The following is a 16098-nucleotide window of genomic DNA, read 5'->3' as shown; positions in this document are numbered from 1 at the left end:
TTTACAGCGGGCGATGGGCGTCGCGGTCCGGCGCACGGCGTTGCGGCGCCAGCAGCAGCACGCTGGCCACCGGCCACAGCGCAGCCTCGAAGACGGGCGCCAGCAGCATGCCCCAGCCCGGCCACATGCCGCCGACGATCATGCGCACGATCAGCGCCAGCGCGTGGGCGGCGAAGAACAGCGGCAGCACCTGCACGGCCTGGGCGAACAGGGGGAACCAGGTCAGCCGGCGGTGCAGGGTGATGGCGCCAAAGCACAGGCCGCTGTAGGCCAGGGCGTGCTGGCCGAGCAGCGCGCCGTCGTGCACGTCGATGGCCAGGCCGAAAACGAAGGCCCACAGCACGCCGATGCGGCGCGGCTGGTGCACGCCCCAGAAGACGAGCACGACGGCCAGCACATCGGGCATGGCGGCGCTGCGGCCGGCCGGCACCATGTCGATCATCATCGCGACGACCAGCGTCAGGCCGATGAACCAGGGGTTGGCCGGCAGCAGCAGCTGGTCGGCGGCGCGCGGCATGATCATGGAGTGGCTCCTGATGCCTTGGCGGCTGCTTTTTCCGCGGCCTTGGCAGCTCGCTCTTCCTTCTTGGCCGCGCGCACGGCGGCCTTGGTGGTCGCGGCCGACGCGGCTTCCTCGGCCGCTGCGGCCTCGGCTTCCTTCTTGGCGGCCAGGTGGCGATCCTGCGGCAGCAGCACCAGCACGTGGCGGGCGCTGTCGGGCTGGGCGATGGGGGCCAGCAGCACCTGGGCGAAGCTGGAGTCGCCGCGCCGCTCGACGATGCTGACCTTGGCCACCGGCAGGCCCGGCGGGTAGACGCCGTCCAGGCCCGAGGTCGTCATCAGGTCGCCGACCTTGATGTCGGCGTTGGCCGCCAGGAAGCGCAGCTCCATGCCTGTGCCGTCGGGGCGGCCGGCGGCGGCATTGCGCATCTGCGTGCGGGCGTTCAGCAGCGGGATGGCGGCTTCCTTGTCGGTCAGCAGCGTGACCTCGGCGGACAGCGGGTAGACGCGCGTCACCTGGCCCAGCACGCCGGCCTCGTTGATGACCGGCGAGCCGGCGGCCACGCCTTGGGTGGCGCCGCGGTCGATGACAACACGGCGGGAGAAGGGATCGGGGGCCTCGAACAGCACTTCGGCCGGCAGCGAGGGCACGTTGACCGAGGGCTTCAGGCCCAGCAGCTTGCGCAGATGGTCGTTCTCGGCCTGCAGGGACTCGGCGCGCGACAGGCGCTCGGCCTGTTGGGCGAGCTGGCGTTTGGCGAGGTCTTCGGCTTGCATGGCGCGCTTGGTGCCGCGCAGGTAGTCGGCCGCCGTTTCCCAGGCGTCCACCGGTGTCAGCAGCAGGCGCTGCACCGGGTGCAGCACCAGGGCGAAAGTGGCGCGCACTGGCTGCATCAGCTTGAAGCGGGCGTCCGCCACCATCATCAGCAGGGCCAGGGCCGAACACAGCGCGAGCTTGGTCAGCGCCGACGGACCTTGGCGGAAGAACGGCGGGGGTGTGCGGTCTAGGGTGCCGAGAGGCATGGCGCGCGCGGCGCGTTAAGGGCTGGCTTATTCCGAGGTGAAGATGGAACCCAGGCGCTCCATGCGCTCCAGGGCCATGCCGCAGCCGCGCACGACGCAGGTCAGCGGGTCTTCGGCGACGAGCACCGGCAGGCCGGTTTCCTCGCCCAGCAGGCGGTCCAGGTCGCGCAGCAGGGCGCCACCACCGGTCAACATCATGCCGCGCTCGGCGATGTCGGCGCCCAGTTCGGGCGGCGTCTGCTCCAGTGCGTTCTTCACGGCGGAGACGATCTGGTTCAGCGGGTCGGTCAGGGCTTCCAGGATCTCGTTGGACGAGATGGTGAAGCTGCGCGGCACGCCTTCGGAGAGGTTGCGGCCCTTGACCTCCATCTCCTTGACCTCGGAGCCCGGGAAGGCGCTGCCGATGTTCTTCTTGATCGCCTCGGCGGTGGGCTCGCCGATCAGCATGCCGTAGTTGCGGCGGATGTAGTTGATGATGGCTTCGTCGAACTTGTCGCCGCCGACGCGCACGCTGCCCTTGTAGACCATGCCGCCCAGCGAGATGACGCCGACTTCCGTGGTGCCGCCGCCGATGTCGACCACCATGGAGCCCGAGGCCTCGGCCACCGGCAGGCCCGCGCCAATCGCTGCAGCCATCGGTTCCTCGATCAGGTAGACCTCGCTGGCGCCGGCGCCCAGGGCCGACTCGCGGATGGCGCGGCGCTCGACCTGGGTGGAGCCGCAGGGCACGCAGATGATGATCCTCGGCGACGGCTTGAACGTCTTCGAGTCGTGGACCATCTTGATGAACTGCTTGAGCATTTGCTCGGTGACCGTGAAGTCGGCGATGACGCCGTCCTTCATGGGGCGGATGGCCTCGATGTTGCCCGGCACCTTGCCCAGCATGGCCTTGGCCTCGCGGCCGACGGCCTGGATGGTCTTCTTGCCGTTGGGGCCCCCTTCGTGGCGGATCGAGACCACCGAGGGTTCATCGAGGACGATGCCCTTGCCGCGCACGTAGATCAGGGTGTTGGCGGTGCCGAGGTCGATGGCGAGGTCGGTCGAGAAATAGCGGCGCAGGGAGGCGAACATGGTGTGGCGCAAAGAGCCTCGCCGGCGGGCGCGGCTCAGAAATCGGGGGGCTGAATAAGCATCGAGGCCGCCCGGCCGGCAACGAAATCCGTCGCTGAAGGGGCAGCCTCGAAGGCCTTGAAGATGGGCGGCGATAATAACCGATCACCCCATTCTGAGGCCCGCCAACACTAGGTTTCTGGCCCCAGGCTTACATCTGAAAACCCTTCATGAGCCTCACCCCCGACGACGTGAGCCGCATCGCCAACCTGGCCCGGCTGGAACTGCAACCCGCCGAATCCGAGGCGTTGCTGGGCAACCTGAACGACTTCTTCAAGATCGTGGACCAGATGAGCGCCGTGGACACCGCCGGCGTCGAGCCGCTGTACACGCCGCTGTCGGCCATCCAGCAGGTGCAGCTGCGCCTGCGTGAAGACGTCGTCACCGAGAGCAACCAGCGCGAGCTGAACCAGCGCAGCGCCCCGGCCGTCGAGGACGGCCTTTTCCTCGTTCCCAAGGTCATCGAATGAAGCCCGTTCACGACATGGGCGTGGCCGAACTGGCCGCCGCCCTGAAAAGCCGTGCCCTGTCCAGCCGCGAAGCCACCCAAGGCCTGCTGGACCGCATCGCCGCCCACGACAAGGCGCTGGGCGCCTTCCTGCACGTCGACGCCGACGGCGCCCTGGCCCGCGCGGCTGCGGCCGATGCGGTGCTGGCGGCCGGCAACGGCGGCGCGCTGACCGGCATCCCGCTGGCGCACAAGGACATCTACGTCACGGCCGACATGCCGACGACGGCCGGTTCCAGGATCCTCGAGGGCTATCGCAGCCCCTTCGACGCCACCGTCGTTGCCCGCCTGAATGCGGCCGGCACGGTCAGCTTGGGCAAGCTGAACTGCGACGAGTTCGCCATGGGCTCGGCCAACGAAAACAGCGCCTACGGTCCGGCCCACAACCCCTGGGACGTCAGCCGCGTGCCCGGCGGTTCCTCCGGCGGCTCGGCCGTGGCCGTGGCGGCTCGCTTGGTGCCCGCCTCGACCGGCACCGACACCGGCGGCTCCATCCGCCAGCCGGCCAGCTTCACCGGCATCACCGGCATCAAGCCGACCTATGGCGTGTGCTCGCGCTACGGCATGATCGCCTTCGCTTCCAGCCTGGACCAGGCCGGCCCCATGGCTCGCTCGGCCGAGGACTGCGCCCTGCTGCTCTCAAGCATGAGCGGCTTCGACGAGCGCGACGCCACCAGCGTGCAGCAACCGCCGCAGGACTTCCATGCCCAGATGCTGGCCGCCCGCGAAGGCGCTGCCGCGGGCAAGCCGCTGGCGGGCCTGCGCGTCGGCCTGCCCAGGGAGTTCTTCCCGGCCGGCCTGTCCGCCGACGTCAACGCCGCCGTTCGCGCCGGCCTGGCCGAACTGGAGAAGCTGGGCGCCACGCTGGTGGACGTCAGCCTGCCCCGCACCGAGCTGGCCATCCCGGTCTACTACATCATTGCCCCGGCCGAGGCGAGCTCCAATCTGAGCCGCTTCGACGGCGTCAAGTTCGGTCATCGCGCGGCCAAGTACGACGATCTTCTCGATATGTACAAGAAGACGCGTGCAGAAGGCTTCGGCCCCGAGGTCAAGCGCCGCATCATGATCGGCAGCTATGTGCTAAGCCACGGCTACTACGACGCCTACTACCTGCAGGCCCAGAAGCTGCGCCGCATGATCGCGGACGACTTCCAGCAGTGCTTCACCCAGTGCGACGTCATCGCCGGCCCGGTCGCACCCACCGTCGCCTGGAAGCACGGCGAGGGCAAGGACGACCCGACCCAGGCCTATCTGGCCGACATCTTCACGCTGCCCGGCTCGCTGGCCGGCCTGCCCGGCATGAGCGTGCCGGTGGGGTCGGGCGCCGGCGGCATGCCCGTCGGCCTGCAGCTGATCGGCAACTACTTCAAGGAAGGGCAGCTGCTGCACACCGCGCACGCCCTGCAGCAGGCGACCGACTGGCACCTGGCCGCGCCCGCAGGAATCTGACCATGCCTACGACATCCAAGCTCATCCGCGGTTATGAGGTCGTCATCGGCCTCGAAAACCACGTCCAGCTCTCCACGCAGAGCAAGATCTTCAGCGGCAGCTCGACCGCCTTCGGCGCGGCGCCCAACACCCAGGCCTCGCCGGTGGACCTGGCCCTGCCAGGCACCCTGCCGGTGCTGAACCGCGCAGCCGTCGAACGCGCCATCCGCTTCGGCCTGGCCGTCGGCGCCAAGGTGGCGCCGCTGTCCATCTTTGCCCGCAAGAACTACTTCTACCCCGACCTGCCCAAGGGCTACCAGATCAGCCAGTTCGAGATCCCGGTGGTGCAGGGCGGCGCGGTCGAGTTCTTCGTCGGCGACGTCAAGCACAAGGTCAACCTGACCCGTGCCCACCTCGAGGAAGACGCGGGCAAGAGCCTGCACGAGGACTACCACGGCCAGTCGGGCATCGACCTGAACCGCGCCGGCACGCCGCTGCTGGAGATCGTCTCCGAGCCCGACATGCGCTCGGGTGCCGAGGCGGCCGAGTACGCCAAGACCCTGCACGCCCTGGTGATGTGGCTGGGCATCTGTGACGGCAACATGCAAGAGGGCTCCTTCCGCTGCGACGTCAACGTGTCGGTGCGCAAGCCCGGCGACCCCTACGGCACGCGCCGCGAGATCAAGAACCTCAACAGCTTCCGCTTCCTCATCGACGCGGTGAACTACGAGGTCAACTGGCAGATCGACGAGATCGAGGACGGCCGCAAGATCCAGCAGGCCACGGTGCTCTACAACCCCGACACCGGCGAGACCCGCGCGATGCGCAGCAAGGAAGACTCGGCCGACTACCGCTACTTCCCCGATCCCGACCTGCCGCCGCTGGTCATCGCGGCCGAGTGGGTGGAGCGCGTCAAGGGCGAGATGCCCGAGCTGCCGTCGGTGATGGCGGCCCGCTTCGAGAGCGTCGACGGCCTGCCGGCCTATGACGCGACCATGATGACGCAGAGCCTGGCGACGGCGCGCTACTACGAGGCCGCCAAGGCCGCGGGAGCGGTTCCGAAGCTGGTGGCCAACTGGGTCATGGGCGAGATCAGCAAGCGGCTCAACGCCGACGGCGGCGAGATCGATGCCGCACCGGTCGGCCCAGAACTGCTGGCCCGGCTCATCGGCCGCATCTCGGACGGCACGATCTCCAACAACGCCGCCAAGCAGGTCTTCGAATCGCTGTGGACGGGCGAGGCGACCGACGTGGACGCCGTCATCGAGGCCAAGGGCCTGAAGCAGGTCAGCGACACCGGCGCCATCGAGGCCATCCTCGACGAGGTGCTGGCCGCCAACCAGAAGTCCGTCGACGAGTACCGCTCGGGCAAGGACAAGGCCTTCAACGCCCTGGTCGGCCAGGCTATGAAGGCGACTAAGGGCAAGGCCAACCCGGCCCTGGTCAACGAGTTGCTGAAGAAAAAGCTCGGGTGAAAGGGCGGCCTCAGGGTTTTTCTGAGGCCGATTTCAGCGTTTTGGTGTCGGCGGCGGTGCCGTCGGCGGCAGTTCGCCCAGCGGCGGCATCGAGCCCGGCGTGGCGCCGGTCCAGAGCTTCTTCAGGCGTGCCAGCTCGGCGTCATAGCTCTTGTTGATGCGCACCAGCTCGGCCTTCTGGTTCTCGATCAGAACCTCCTGGGCCTCGATGCTGGCGTCGTTGGCGTCCAGGGCCTGCTTGAGCTTGCTCGGCAAAGGCTTGCCCTTGTAGAACTCTGCCTCGTCGAGCAGCGGCTTGCGCTCGGCGTTGAGGTCCTTGATGCGCCGCTCGGAGCTGCGCATGGCCTTGTTGGCGTCGTCCAGGGCGAGGTTGCGTGCGCGCTGGTGGGCGGCCTCGTTGGGATAGCGCAGCATCAGCGTGCGGTCGCGACGGATGGCGTCCTGCTGGGCGATGCGCTCGGCCGCGGCGCGACGGTCGGCGGCTTCCTTGCTGGCTCTGTCCTCGGGGCTGAGGAAAGGGGGCAGGGTGCTGCGCTGCGAGCCGTCGGGGTTGAGCACGCGCTGCTCGCGCGTCGTGCACTCGGGAATGGGGCGGTCGCCCGTCAGCTTGCGGCCGTCGGCCGTCGTGCAGGTGTAGATGCCCTTGGAGGGCGAGGCGTCCTGCGCCAGGGCAGTGCTGGCGATGAACAGTCCGGCGACGGCAGGCAGGATGCGCATCAGACCCCGTAACGCTCTCGGTAGGCCAGCACGGCCGGGCGGTGGGTGGCCAGTTCGGGCGCGCCCTCCAGATAGGCCAGCAGGTCGGCCAGGCCGGCGATGGCGACGACCGGCAGGCCGTAGCGCTGCTGCACCTGCTGCACGGCGGACAGCGGGCTGTCGACACCGTTCTCCGCCGCCTTCTCCTGCCGGTCCAGTGCGATGGACACCCCGCAAGGCTTGGCGCCGGCGGCCTCGATCATCTGGATGGACTCGCGCACCGAGGTGCCGGCGGAGATGACGTCGTCGATGATGAGCACGCGGCCCTTGACCGGTGCGCCGACCAGGGTGCCGCCTTCGCCGTGGTCCTTGGCTTCCTTGCGGTTGTAGGCGAAGGGCAGGTTGTGGCCGCGGCGCGCCAGCTCCATCGCGACGGCGGCGGCCAGCGTGATGCCCTTGTAGGCAGGGCCGAAGATCATGTCGAAGGGCAGGCCTGACGCGATCAGGCGCTCGGCGTAGAAGCCGGCCAGCTTGCCGAGCTTGGCGCCGTCATCGAAGAGGCCGGCATTGAAGAAGTAGGGGCTGAGCCGACCGGCCTTGGTCTTGAACTCGCCGAAACGCAGCACGCCGGCCTGAACGGCGAAGGCGACGAAGGACTGGGCGAGTGGATCGGCGTCAGGTTGCATTTGGCAAAGATTCTAGGGGCCAAAAAAAGAGGCCCGGCCCCTAGAACGGGCCAGGCCTCTGCTCGTTTACACGGGCGGCGTGCCGCCCATGTTGCCGCGTCAGAACGACGCCTTGAACTGCACGCCGTAGCTGCGTGGCTCGTTGACGATGCCGGTCAGGTTGTCGAAGTCGATGGCGGCGACCGTCTGGCGGTGGTTGGTGATGTTGCGCGAGAAGGCGGCCACCTCGTAGCGGCCGTTGGCCCAGCCGTAGCCGACGCGCAGGCCGCCTTCCAGGGCCGCCTTGGCCTTGTACTCGACGGCCTCGTACAGGAACATGTTGTACTTGTCCTTGTAGGCCCAGTCGGTCAGCACGGTCAGCTCGCCGTTGCCCAGCTCGAGGCTGTACTTGAGCGTCCAGTTCCAGACGATCTTGGGCGCGCGCGGCAGCGGGTTGCCGTTGATGCTGACGGTGCCGGCCAGCGGGCCCGCTGGGTCGAGCACCGTGCAACCGGTGTTGGCTTCCAGGAACTGGAAGCCGGCATTGCCGCAGGGCAGCACGAAGAGGTTGGGGTCCTTGATCTTCGTGTCGTTGTACGAGAAGCCCAGCGTCGTGCGCCAGTCGCGCGCGATGATGGCTTGGGCGTCGAGCTCGAAGCCCTGGCCCTCGGCCTTGGCGGCGTTGACGAGGCGGTTCTGGTTGGTGGAACCCGAGCCGGCCGTCAGCTGCATGTCCTTCACGCGGTACCTGAAGAGCGTGCCGCTGAGGCGGGCGGTGTTGTCCAGCAGGTCGGCCTTGAAACCGACTTCGGCGGACAGCACCTTCTCCGAGTTCGCGATGGAGATCGAGTCGCCGAACAGCACGCGGCCCTGGATGGACGGTGCGCGGTAGCCGGTGGCGACACGCGCGAACACGCTGGTGGCCTTGTCGATGTTGTAGTTGGCGCCGACATCCCAGCTCCAGTTCGTCGACTTGGGGTGGGTGTAGAAGGGGCCGATGATGTCGACGTTGGGCGCCTTGCCCGGCGTCCAGGTGCGCACCGCGTCGAAGTCCTTCTTGTCGTCGGTGTAGCGCAGGCCGGCGGTCAGCTTGAGGTCGGGCGTGACGGCGTACTTCACGTTGCCGAAGGCGGCCCAGGACTTGGCTTCCTGGTGCTGCACGGCGTAGCCGTTCTGCGGGTCGCCCACGGCGAAGCTGTCGAAGTTGAAGCTGTCCACCTGCAGCTTCTCGTTGAAGTAGTAGAGGCCGGCGATCCACTGGAAGGGCGCGCTGGTGTTGGACTGCAGGCGGAATTCCTGCGTGGTCTGGCGCAGATAGGGGATGCCGTCGGCCGTCTGCGCATCAAACGGGATGACCGAGGGGTAGGGCGTCGTCGAGCCCGACGGGTAGTACTTCGGGCCGTCCGGGATGCCGCCGAAGCGGCTGCCGAAGCCGCCGTCCACGTCGCCGCGGCTGTAGAACTTGGCGCGGTCGTGGGCCGTGATGGAGTACAGCGACACGCCGTCGAAGTCCCAGCGCAGGCGGGCGCTGATCTCGCTGGACTTCAGCGTCTGCGAGTTGTAGCCGTCGGTGGGGTAGTAGCTGTCGTCGTAGCCGTCGACGAGGTCGTTGGTGCCGCGCTTCATGATGTTGGCGCGGAAGGTCGTGGCCGTGCCCTTGAAGTCGCGGGCCTGGACCTTGAAAAGACCCTCGAAGCCACCGTTCTTGTACAGAGCCTGCAGGCGCAGTGCCTTGTCGTTGTAGCCCTCGAGGTCGGCCGTGCCGCCGGCGGTGGCGGCAATCGGGTTGTGCACGCGGTTGTCCTGGCGCTGCACGATGCCGGCCACGCGCATCTGCCAGTCATCGCTGAGCGGCGCGTTGACGGCCGTTTCGAGGTTGACGGAGTTCCAGCGGCCCCAGCCGATGTTGGCGTAGCCCTCGAACTTCTTGCCCGGCTTCGCCGAGTCGAACTTCATGACGCCGGCCGGCGAGTTGCGGCCGAACAGCGTGCCCTGCGGGCCACGCAGCAGCTCCACCTGGGCCATGTCGAAGACCGGGAAGCCCTTCAGCGCGATGCTTTCCTGCACCACATCGTCATAGACCAGGCCCACCGGCTGGGAGGCGTTCATGTCGAAGTCGGTGTTGCCCAGGCCGCGCACATAGAAGCGCGGGAAGGTGCGGCCGTAGTCGGACTCGATGTTCAGGCTGGGCACCTTGCCGGACAGGGCGCGGATGTCCTGGCCGGCGGCGTTGTAGGTGTCGAGTTCCTCGGACTTGATCGCCGAGATCGACAGCGGCACTTCCTTCAGGTTTTCAGACCGGCGGCTGCCGGTCACGATGACGGCTTCGAGCTGGTTGACGTCCTTCTTGGCTTCGGTTCCAGGAGCAGCCTGCGCCAGGGCGGACTGCATCGGGAAGGCCGTGCTCAGCGCGAGCGCGAGCAGGGTCAGGGAAACGCGTGGGTTCGGCATGAGAAATCCTCGGGTTGACGGGGGGAAAGGCATGCAGGGGCGAAAAAATGGGCGCTTGTAACGCCTCTGATTCCTACGGGATCGTAAAGATCGCGTGACCGTTTGATGATGAAAGCTTGCGGCGGGTGTTGTTCATTTGCTGCACTGCGATACTTCTCCAGATCAACCCTCCCCCTAGTTCAAATGCGCTTCATCACGGCCAATCTCAACGGCGTGCGCTCCGCCGCCAGCAAGGGCTTCTTCGACTGGCTGGACCAGCAGCAGGCCGATGCCGTCGGCGTGCAGGAGCTCAAGGCGCAGGCCGACGTGGTGGAGGCCAAGTTCCGCCACTGCGACAAGCTCAACGGCCACTTCCACTACGCCGAGAAGAAGGGCTACTCCGGGGTGGGCCTGTACACACGCGAGGAGCCCAGCGACCTGATCACGGGGCTGGGCATTGCCGAGTTCGACAGCGAGGGCCGCTGGGTCGAGAAGCGCTTCGACAAGCCCGGTCGCAAGCTCAGCCTCATCAGCGTCTACTTCCCGAGCGGCACCAGCGGCGAGGAGCGCCAGGCGGTCAAGTACCGCTTCCTGGCGGCCATGCACCCACACCTGATGGCGTTGAAGGCCGAGCGCGAATTCATCCTGGTGGCCGACGTCAACATCGCCCACAAGGAAATCGACCTGAAGAACTGGCGCGGCAACCAGAAGAACAGCGGCTTCCTGCCCGAGGAGCGCGCCTGGCTGACCACGCTGTTCGATGACGGGGGCGTCGTCGACGTGTTTCGCACGCTCAACGACAAGGCCGAGCAATACACCTGGTGGAGCGCCCGCGGCGCCGCGCGCGCCAACAACGTCGGGTGGCGGCTGGACTACCACCTGGCCACACCCGGCATCGCGGCCCTCGCGAAGCGCGAGGCCATCTACACGGGCCAGATGTTCAGCGACCACGCGCCGCTGACCATCGACTACGACTTCAGCTTGTAGACAGCCTGGCTACGCGGCGTAACCAGCCGCTACGGAGCGGGGGCGCCTCCTACATGAGATGACGCTCGGCACCGACGCCCGGCGCGTGAAGCGGGTCATAGAGTGGATTCCAGCCGGTGGGGAAAGGCCGGCGCAGCCCCCCGGCCCTGGCCGGTTCAAGCTTTCACAGGAGTCCACCATGTCCACCATCAAGACCGTCACCAGCGCCCTGACCGCTGCCGTTCTCGTCACCAGCATCGGCCTGGCCTTTGCGCAGACCGAGGACCAGCCGCAACAACAGCCGACCGACCCGATGGCTGCCGCCACCGCGGCGACTCCGAGCGAGCAGACGCCGGCTGACCCGAATGCTGCGCCGGTGGATCCCAACGCTGCAGCGCCCGTCGACAGCACCGCCATGACTGCCCAGCAGCAGCAACCCGTCACGCCGCCGGCCGACACCGCCGCGCCGCTGCCGAGCTCCACGACGACCGACACGACCGCGACGACGACCACGACCACCACGCCGAGCCCGTCCTACGATGCGGCCGCCCCGGCTCCCCGCGCCGACCGTCACTGATCGCAGCCCGCCAGCGCCTGCGTCGGCACGGCCATCATGCGTTTCGGAGCGCGCGCTGAACGTGAAGACGCCGCCCGGCGGCGCGACATCCTCATCGGCCTCGGCCAGGGCGGCCTCATCGCCGCCCTGGCCCTGGCCGTCTTCTTGACCTTCTTCGGCGGCAGCTTCAAGCGCACGCCGCCGCTGGCCGTTGCGGCCCGGCGACCCGTAGCCGCGGCGTCGGCCCCGGCGCAAGCGCCGGCCTTGCCGCCCATCGAGCGCAAACTCGATTTCGGCACGACCCGCGCGCCGCTGGACGTGACCCGCGTCGCCGCCTGGGCGGTGCGCGAGGCCGACAACGGCAGCAGCGCCTTCGCCATCGTCGACAAGCGGCGCGCCCGGGTCTATGTCTTCGCCCCCGAGGGCCGTCTGCTCGGCGCCAGCACCGTATTGCTGGGCTTTGCGGTCGGCGACTACTCGGCGGCCGGCATCGGCAGCAAGAGCATCGAGGAGATCAGGCCGCAGGAGCGCACCACGCCCGCCGGCCGTTTCGTCTCGGCGCCCGGCCGCAACGCCGAAGGCAAGGAGGTGGTATGGGTGGACTACGACGCCGCCGTCTCCATGCACCGCGTCATCAACAGCGACCCCAGAGAGCGCCGCCTGGAACGCCTGGCCAGCAAGACGGTGGCCGACAAGCGCATCAGCTGGGGCTGCATCAACGTTCCCGTCGCGTTCTTCGAGCGCACCGTCCTGCCCAACCTGGGCCAGGGGCGCGCCGTCGTCTACGTGCTGCCCGAGAAGCAGCCCCTAACGGCCTTCTTCCCTGCCGCCGCGCCGCCGCAGCTGCTGGCCCAGGCGGACCCCCGGCGAGGTAACAGCGCCAAACCGTGAAGTTCTTGTCTGTCGGTTACAAGACCCGCTCCCTAGACTGCCCGTCAGGCAGGCGCGAAGGTTGCGCCGCCATGATGAATGGGGCGTCGAGTGGGCAGCAGTTGGGCAGACCGGGCCAGGGCCGCCATGGCCGGCATCGTCATCGGGTGGAGTGCCTTGGCGACGTCGGCCGCGGGTGCGCAGGTCATCTCGCGGCCGGTGGCCAGCGATGCAGGCGATGCCCGCCCTTTTGCCATCGTCGACAAGCGCCAGGCGACGCTGTCCGTCTACGGCGCTGACGGCAACCTGGTCGGGCGGGCGCCCGTGCTGCTGGGGCTGACGCCTGGGGACGCGGAGCCGCCGAGTGCCCGCGGCAAGGAGCCGCTGGCCCTGAAGGTCAACGAGCGCGTGACGCCGGCCGGCCGCTTTGAGGCCCAGCCGGGCCGCAACCTGAACGGCGAGCGCATCGTTTGGTTCGACTACGAGGCCAACCTCGCCATCCACCGCCTGCGTCCGGCGCCAGCCAGCCAGCGGCGCCCCGAGCGCCTGGCCTCGGCCCGGCTGGAAGACCGCCGCATCACCCTGGGCTGCGTCGTCGTCGATCCCGACTTCTTCGACCGCGTGGTGCTGCCGACCCTGGGCAGCGGCAAGAGCCTGGTCTACATCCTGCCGGAGCGCGAACCCGTGCTCGCCGCCGCGACCGGCGCCACCCACGCCGCGGCGCCCTGACGCCGCCTGACTGCGGGTGGCCGACCCAGGGCAATCCCTGGGTCACCCGCCGGTGGAAAACGCGCTGCTGCCGGGACAATTCCGGTCTTCCGCGCGGGCTACCCGCCCGCCTTTCGCGGTTTCACCTGGAACGACTGACGTGACTACCACCTCCCCCGTGGCCAACCCGGCCGCGGCCGGCCGAGCGACGCCCAACGCGGCGACCATCCTTGGCCAGCCCAACCAGCTCTTCGTGCTCTTCTTCACCGAGATGTGGGAGCGCTTCTCCTACTACGGCATGCGCGGCCTGCTGGTGCTCTTTCTTGTGTCCGAGGCCGCCAAGGGCGGCTGGGGCTGGACGCGGGCCGAGGCCTCGTCCCTGTATGGCACTTACACGATGGGCGCCTACCTGCTGCCCATCCTGGGGGGCTACCTGGCCGACCGCTTCCTGGGCACGCGCCGCGCCGTCGTCATCGGCGGTTTCGTCATTGCCGCTGGTCATATCTCGATGTTCCTGAACACGGTGCCGAGCTTCTACATCGGCCTCGGTCTGGTCGTGCTGGGCACGGGCCTGTTCAAGCCAAATGTGTCAGCCGTTGTCGGCCAGCTCTATGGCCCCAAGGAAGACAACGCCCGGGACGGTGGCTACACGCTGTTCTACATGGGCGTGAATGCCGGCGCCTTTTTCGGCATCCTGCTGTGCGGCTATATCGGCGAGAAGGTGTCCTGGCACCTCGGCTTTGGCCTGGCCGGCCTGTTCATGATTCTGGGTGCGCTGCAGTTCTACTTCAGCCAGCACCTCTTCGGCGACATCGGCGCGCCGCCCAAGGCCGAGGATCGTGCCAAGGCTGCCGCGGCGGCGGCCGATGAGGCGCCCTCGCATGTCGTGGCTGACCGCCTGAAGGCCATCTTCGTCTTTTCCTTCTTCACGATCTTCTTCTGGTTTGCCTTCGAGCAGGCCGGCGGTTCGATGACCATCTTCGCGGCCGACTACACCGACCGCACCCTGGTCGGCACCAGTGGCTTCGTGTTCAAGGTCGTCAACTCGCTGATGACCGTGCTGCCGGCGCTGATCCTGACCTGGCTCCTTTGGAAGCTCAACCGCAGCACCGGCAGCCGCTATCTGCTGGCCAACGGCCTGCTGGGCCTGGCCTTTGCCGTCATCTGGGGCCTCGTCATCTGGATGCTGGCGCGCGAGTTCGCGCTGGAGCAGTCCGAAGTGCCGGCCAGCTGGTTTGGCGTGCTGAACAGCTTCTTCCTCGTCATCCTGGCGCCGATGTTCTCCAAGATGTGGGAGAAGCACTGGAACCCGGCGGGCCCGGTCAAGTTCGGTGTCGGCCTCGTGCTGCTGGGACTGGGCTTTGCCGCATTGTCTTACGGCTCCAATGGCATTCCGGCCGGCGCCAAGACGGCCCAGGTCAGCATGGTCTTTCTGTGCCTGGCCTATTTCTTCCACACCGTGGGCGAGCTCTGCCTGTCGCCGGTCGGCCTGTCCTATATCTCCAAGCTGGCACCGACGCGGCTTCTGGGCCTGATGTTCGGCGTCTGGTTCCTGAACACGGCAATAGCCAACAAGCTGGCCGGCGTGACGGGCTCCTACATCGACGAAATCTCCAACCACTATTCGATGTCGGTGTTCTTCCTGATCTTCACGGCCATCCCCATCGGCGCCGGCATCGTGCTGATGCTGATGACCCCCCTGATGAAGAAGTGGATGCACGGCGTTCACTAAGACACTGTCTGCACGGGTTCATGAAACCCGTGCGTACCGCCAAGGCCGCCCAGCTTTGAAGCTCGGCGGCCTTTTTGTTCACAGTTCCGGGCTGTTGACAAGGAATGTCAGCAGCCTGGTCGGGCTTTAGGTTTTGGGGTAACAGCGTTGGGGCGATGTGCTTACAGTCGCCGGCTTGCATTCGGAGCCCCCCATGTCCAAGAAGAATCTGGCGCTGACCCTGTCCCCCGTCCTCATCGCCCTGCTCGCCGCCTGCGGCCAGAAGCCGGACGGCGCTGGTGGCCCCGGCGGCCATGGCGGCCCGCCGCCGGTGTCGGTGGCGCCCGCCACCCAGCGTGAGGTGCAGGAATTCGACGAATTCACCGCCCGCCTGGAGGCGCCGGACACCGTCGACGTGCGCTCCCGCGTCGCCGGCACCGTCGAGGCGGTGCGCTTCAAGGAAGGCCAGCTGGTGAAGAAGGGCGAAGCGCTGTTCAGCATCGACGCCCGCGCCTTCAAGGCCGACGTCGCCCGTGTCGAAGCCCAGATCGCCGCCGCCAAGACGCAAGCCGAACTGGCCAAGGCCGACCTGGCCCGCTCCGAGAAGCTGATCAGCATCAACGCCGTCAGCCAGCAGGAGATCGACCAGCTGCGCTCGGCCCTGCGCTCGGCCGAGGCCAACCAGAAGGCCGCCGAGGCGGCCCTGGTGCAGTCCAAGCTGAATGTCGAATACGCCAGCATCACCGCCCCCGTCAGCGGCCGCACCTCGCGCGCCAACGTGACGCCGGGCAACCTCGTGGGCGTCGGCGATCCCGTGCTGACCACCGTCGTCTCCAGCGACAAGGTCTATGCCTACTTCGACGCCAGCGAGGCGACCTATCTGAAATACATGCGTGCTGCCCGTGACGGCACCCGCCCCTCGTCGCGCGAGACGCCCAATGCGGTGCAGATGGGCCTGTCCAACGAGCAGGGCTATCCGCACACGGGCAAGATGGATTTTGTCGACAACCGCCTGAACCCAGCCACCGCCTCCATCCGCGGCCGTGCCGTGTTCGACAACAAGCAGGGCCTGTTCACGCCCGGCCTGTTCGCCCGCATCAAACTGATCGGCAGCGGCAGCTACCAGGCCGTCGTCGTGCCCGACCGCGCCATCTCCACCGACCAGACGCGCAAGATCGTCCTCATCGTCGGACCCAACAACATCGTCCAGCCGCGCCCCGTCACGCCGGGCGCCCTGGTCGACGGCATGCGCGTCGTCGACGGCGTCAAGGCCGGCGAGCTGGTCATCGTCGATGGCCTGCTGCGTGCCTTCCCCGGTGCGCCGGTCACGCCGCAGGTGCTGAAGGTCGACGACAAGGGCATGCCCATTCCCGCCGCGCCGCCGGGCGCAGCGCCCGCGCCCGCCGCCGCTCCGGCTTCCGCCGCCTCGAAGTAATCCCAAGGCGGTAGCC

Annotated in this window: 15 protein-coding genes; 9 read left to right on the top strand and 6 right to left on the bottom strand. The window is 67.8% G+C overall.

The window, feature by feature from the left end; all coding sequences use genetic code 11:
- Position 1: 1 nt before the first annotated feature.
- From mreD to AC3WOE_RS24585, 3 genes are read right to left on the bottom strand one after another with little or no spacing between them, the layout of a single operon-like run.
- Positions 2 to 523, bottom strand: coding sequence for a rod shape-determining protein MreD (mreD, locus tag AC3WOE_RS24595; protein ID WP_492694087.1), 522 nt, complete (start codon positions 521 to 523; stop codon positions 2 to 4).
- On the bottom strand, positions 520 to 1524 hold the full coding sequence (gene mreC / locus AC3WOE_RS24590; RefSeq protein WP_492694085.1) for a rod shape-determining protein MreC: 1005 nt from the start codon (positions 1522 to 1524) through the stop codon (positions 520 to 522). Before mreC ends, mreD begins: the two co-directional genes overlap by 4 nt.
- A gap of 27 nt (positions 1525 to 1551) precedes the next feature.
- Entirely contained in the window at positions 1552 to 2595 is a 1044-nt protein-coding gene (locus AC3WOE_RS24585) for a rod shape-determining protein (RefSeq protein WP_056191483.1), read from the bottom strand.
- Between the two features lie 209 nt (positions 2596 to 2804).
- Here AC3WOE_RS24585 and gatC point away from each other — a divergent pair, with 209 nt between their 5' ends.
- Genes gatC through gatB form a run of 3 tightly spaced genes read left to right on the top strand, consistent with a single transcriptional unit; the run spans position 2805 to position 6045 of the window.
- Positions 2805 to 3104 (top strand): Asp-tRNA(Asn)/Glu-tRNA(Gln) amidotransferase subunit GatC, encoded by a 300-nt coding sequence (gatC, locus tag AC3WOE_RS24580; RefSeq protein WP_310266549.1) that lies wholly within the window; start codon positions 2805 to 2807, stop codon positions 3102 to 3104.
- A complete protein-coding gene (gene gatA / locus AC3WOE_RS24575) occupies positions 3101 to 4591 on the top strand; it encodes an Asp-tRNA(Asn)/Glu-tRNA(Gln) amidotransferase subunit GatA (protein ID WP_492694082.1) in 1491 nt (496 codons plus the stop codon). The genes gatC and gatA overlap by 4 nt, the downstream gene beginning before the upstream one ends.
- A gap of 2 nt (positions 4592 to 4593) precedes the next feature.
- On the top strand, positions 4594 to 6045 hold the full coding sequence (gene gatB / locus AC3WOE_RS24570; protein WP_492694080.1) for an Asp-tRNA(Asn)/Glu-tRNA(Gln) amidotransferase subunit GatB: 1452 nt from the start codon (positions 4594 to 4596) through the stop codon (positions 6043 to 6045).
- Between the two features lie 33 nt (positions 6046 to 6078).
- Here gatB and AC3WOE_RS24565 read toward each other — a convergent pair whose 3' ends face one another.
- The 3 genes from AC3WOE_RS24565 to AC3WOE_RS24555 all read right to left on the bottom strand — a co-directional run bounded on the left by AC3WOE_RS24565 (position 6079) and on the right by AC3WOE_RS24555 (position 9857).
- Positions 6079 to 6762: a hypothetical protein gene (locus AC3WOE_RS24565; RefSeq protein WP_492694078.1), complete on the bottom strand. Its 684-nt coding sequence runs from the start codon at positions 6760 to 6762 to the stop codon at positions 6079 to 6081.
- On the bottom strand, positions 6762 to 7427 hold the full coding sequence (gene pyrE, locus AC3WOE_RS24560) for an orotate phosphoribosyltransferase (RefSeq protein WP_492694076.1): 666 nt from the start codon (positions 7425 to 7427) through the stop codon (positions 6762 to 6764). The genes AC3WOE_RS24565 and pyrE overlap by 1 nt, the downstream gene beginning before the upstream one ends.
- Positions 7428 to 7526: 99 nt before the next feature.
- A complete protein-coding gene (locus tag AC3WOE_RS24555; protein WP_492694074.1) occupies positions 7527 to 9857 on the bottom strand; it encodes a TonB-dependent receptor in 2331 nt (776 codons plus the stop codon).
- Positions 9858 to 10040: 183 nt separating this feature from the next.
- Between AC3WOE_RS24555 and AC3WOE_RS24550 the strand changes: the two genes are divergently transcribed.
- The 6 genes from AC3WOE_RS24550 to AC3WOE_RS24525 all read left to right on the top strand — a co-directional run bounded on the left by AC3WOE_RS24550 (position 10041) and on the right by AC3WOE_RS24525 (position 16082).
- Complete coding sequence (locus AC3WOE_RS24550) at positions 10041 to 10823, top strand: exodeoxyribonuclease III (protein WP_492694072.1); 783 nt, start codon at positions 10041 to 10043, stop codon at positions 10821 to 10823.
- 178 nt (positions 10824 to 11001) lie between these two features.
- Complete coding sequence (locus tag AC3WOE_RS24545; RefSeq protein ID WP_492694070.1) at positions 11002 to 11379, top strand: hypothetical protein; 378 nt, start codon at positions 11002 to 11004, stop codon at positions 11377 to 11379.
- 36 nt (positions 11380 to 11415) lie between these two features.
- The gene (locus AC3WOE_RS24540) at positions 11416 to 12249 is read left to right on the top strand and encodes a hypothetical protein (protein WP_492694068.1); all 834 of its coding nucleotides are present in this window, start codon (positions 11416 to 11418) and stop codon (positions 12247 to 12249) included.
- A gap of 126 nt (positions 12250 to 12375) precedes the next feature.
- Positions 12376 to 12957 carry a L,D-transpeptidase gene (locus AC3WOE_RS24535; protein WP_492694066.1) on the top strand — a complete coding sequence of 194 codons (582 nt, stop codon included), beginning with the start codon at positions 12376 to 12378 and terminating at the stop codon, positions 12955 to 12957.
- Positions 12958 to 13096: 139 nt separating this feature from the next.
- Positions 13097 to 14668: a peptide MFS transporter gene (locus AC3WOE_RS24530; RefSeq protein ID WP_492694065.1), complete on the top strand. Its 1572-nt coding sequence runs from the start codon at positions 13097 to 13099 to the stop codon at positions 14666 to 14668.
- A gap of 193 nt (positions 14669 to 14861) precedes the next feature.
- Positions 14862 to 16082, top strand: a complete 1221-nt coding sequence (locus AC3WOE_RS24525; protein ID WP_492694063.1) for an efflux RND transporter periplasmic adaptor subunit — start codon at positions 14862 to 14864, stop codon at positions 16080 to 16082.
- Positions 16083 to 16098 lie beyond the last annotated feature (16 nt).

Source organism: Roseateles sp. FW305-36 (assembly GCF_058787015.1).
The sequence above is the reverse complement of the archived record's forward strand: the minus strand, read 5'-3'. Positions and strand labels throughout refer to the sequence as shown.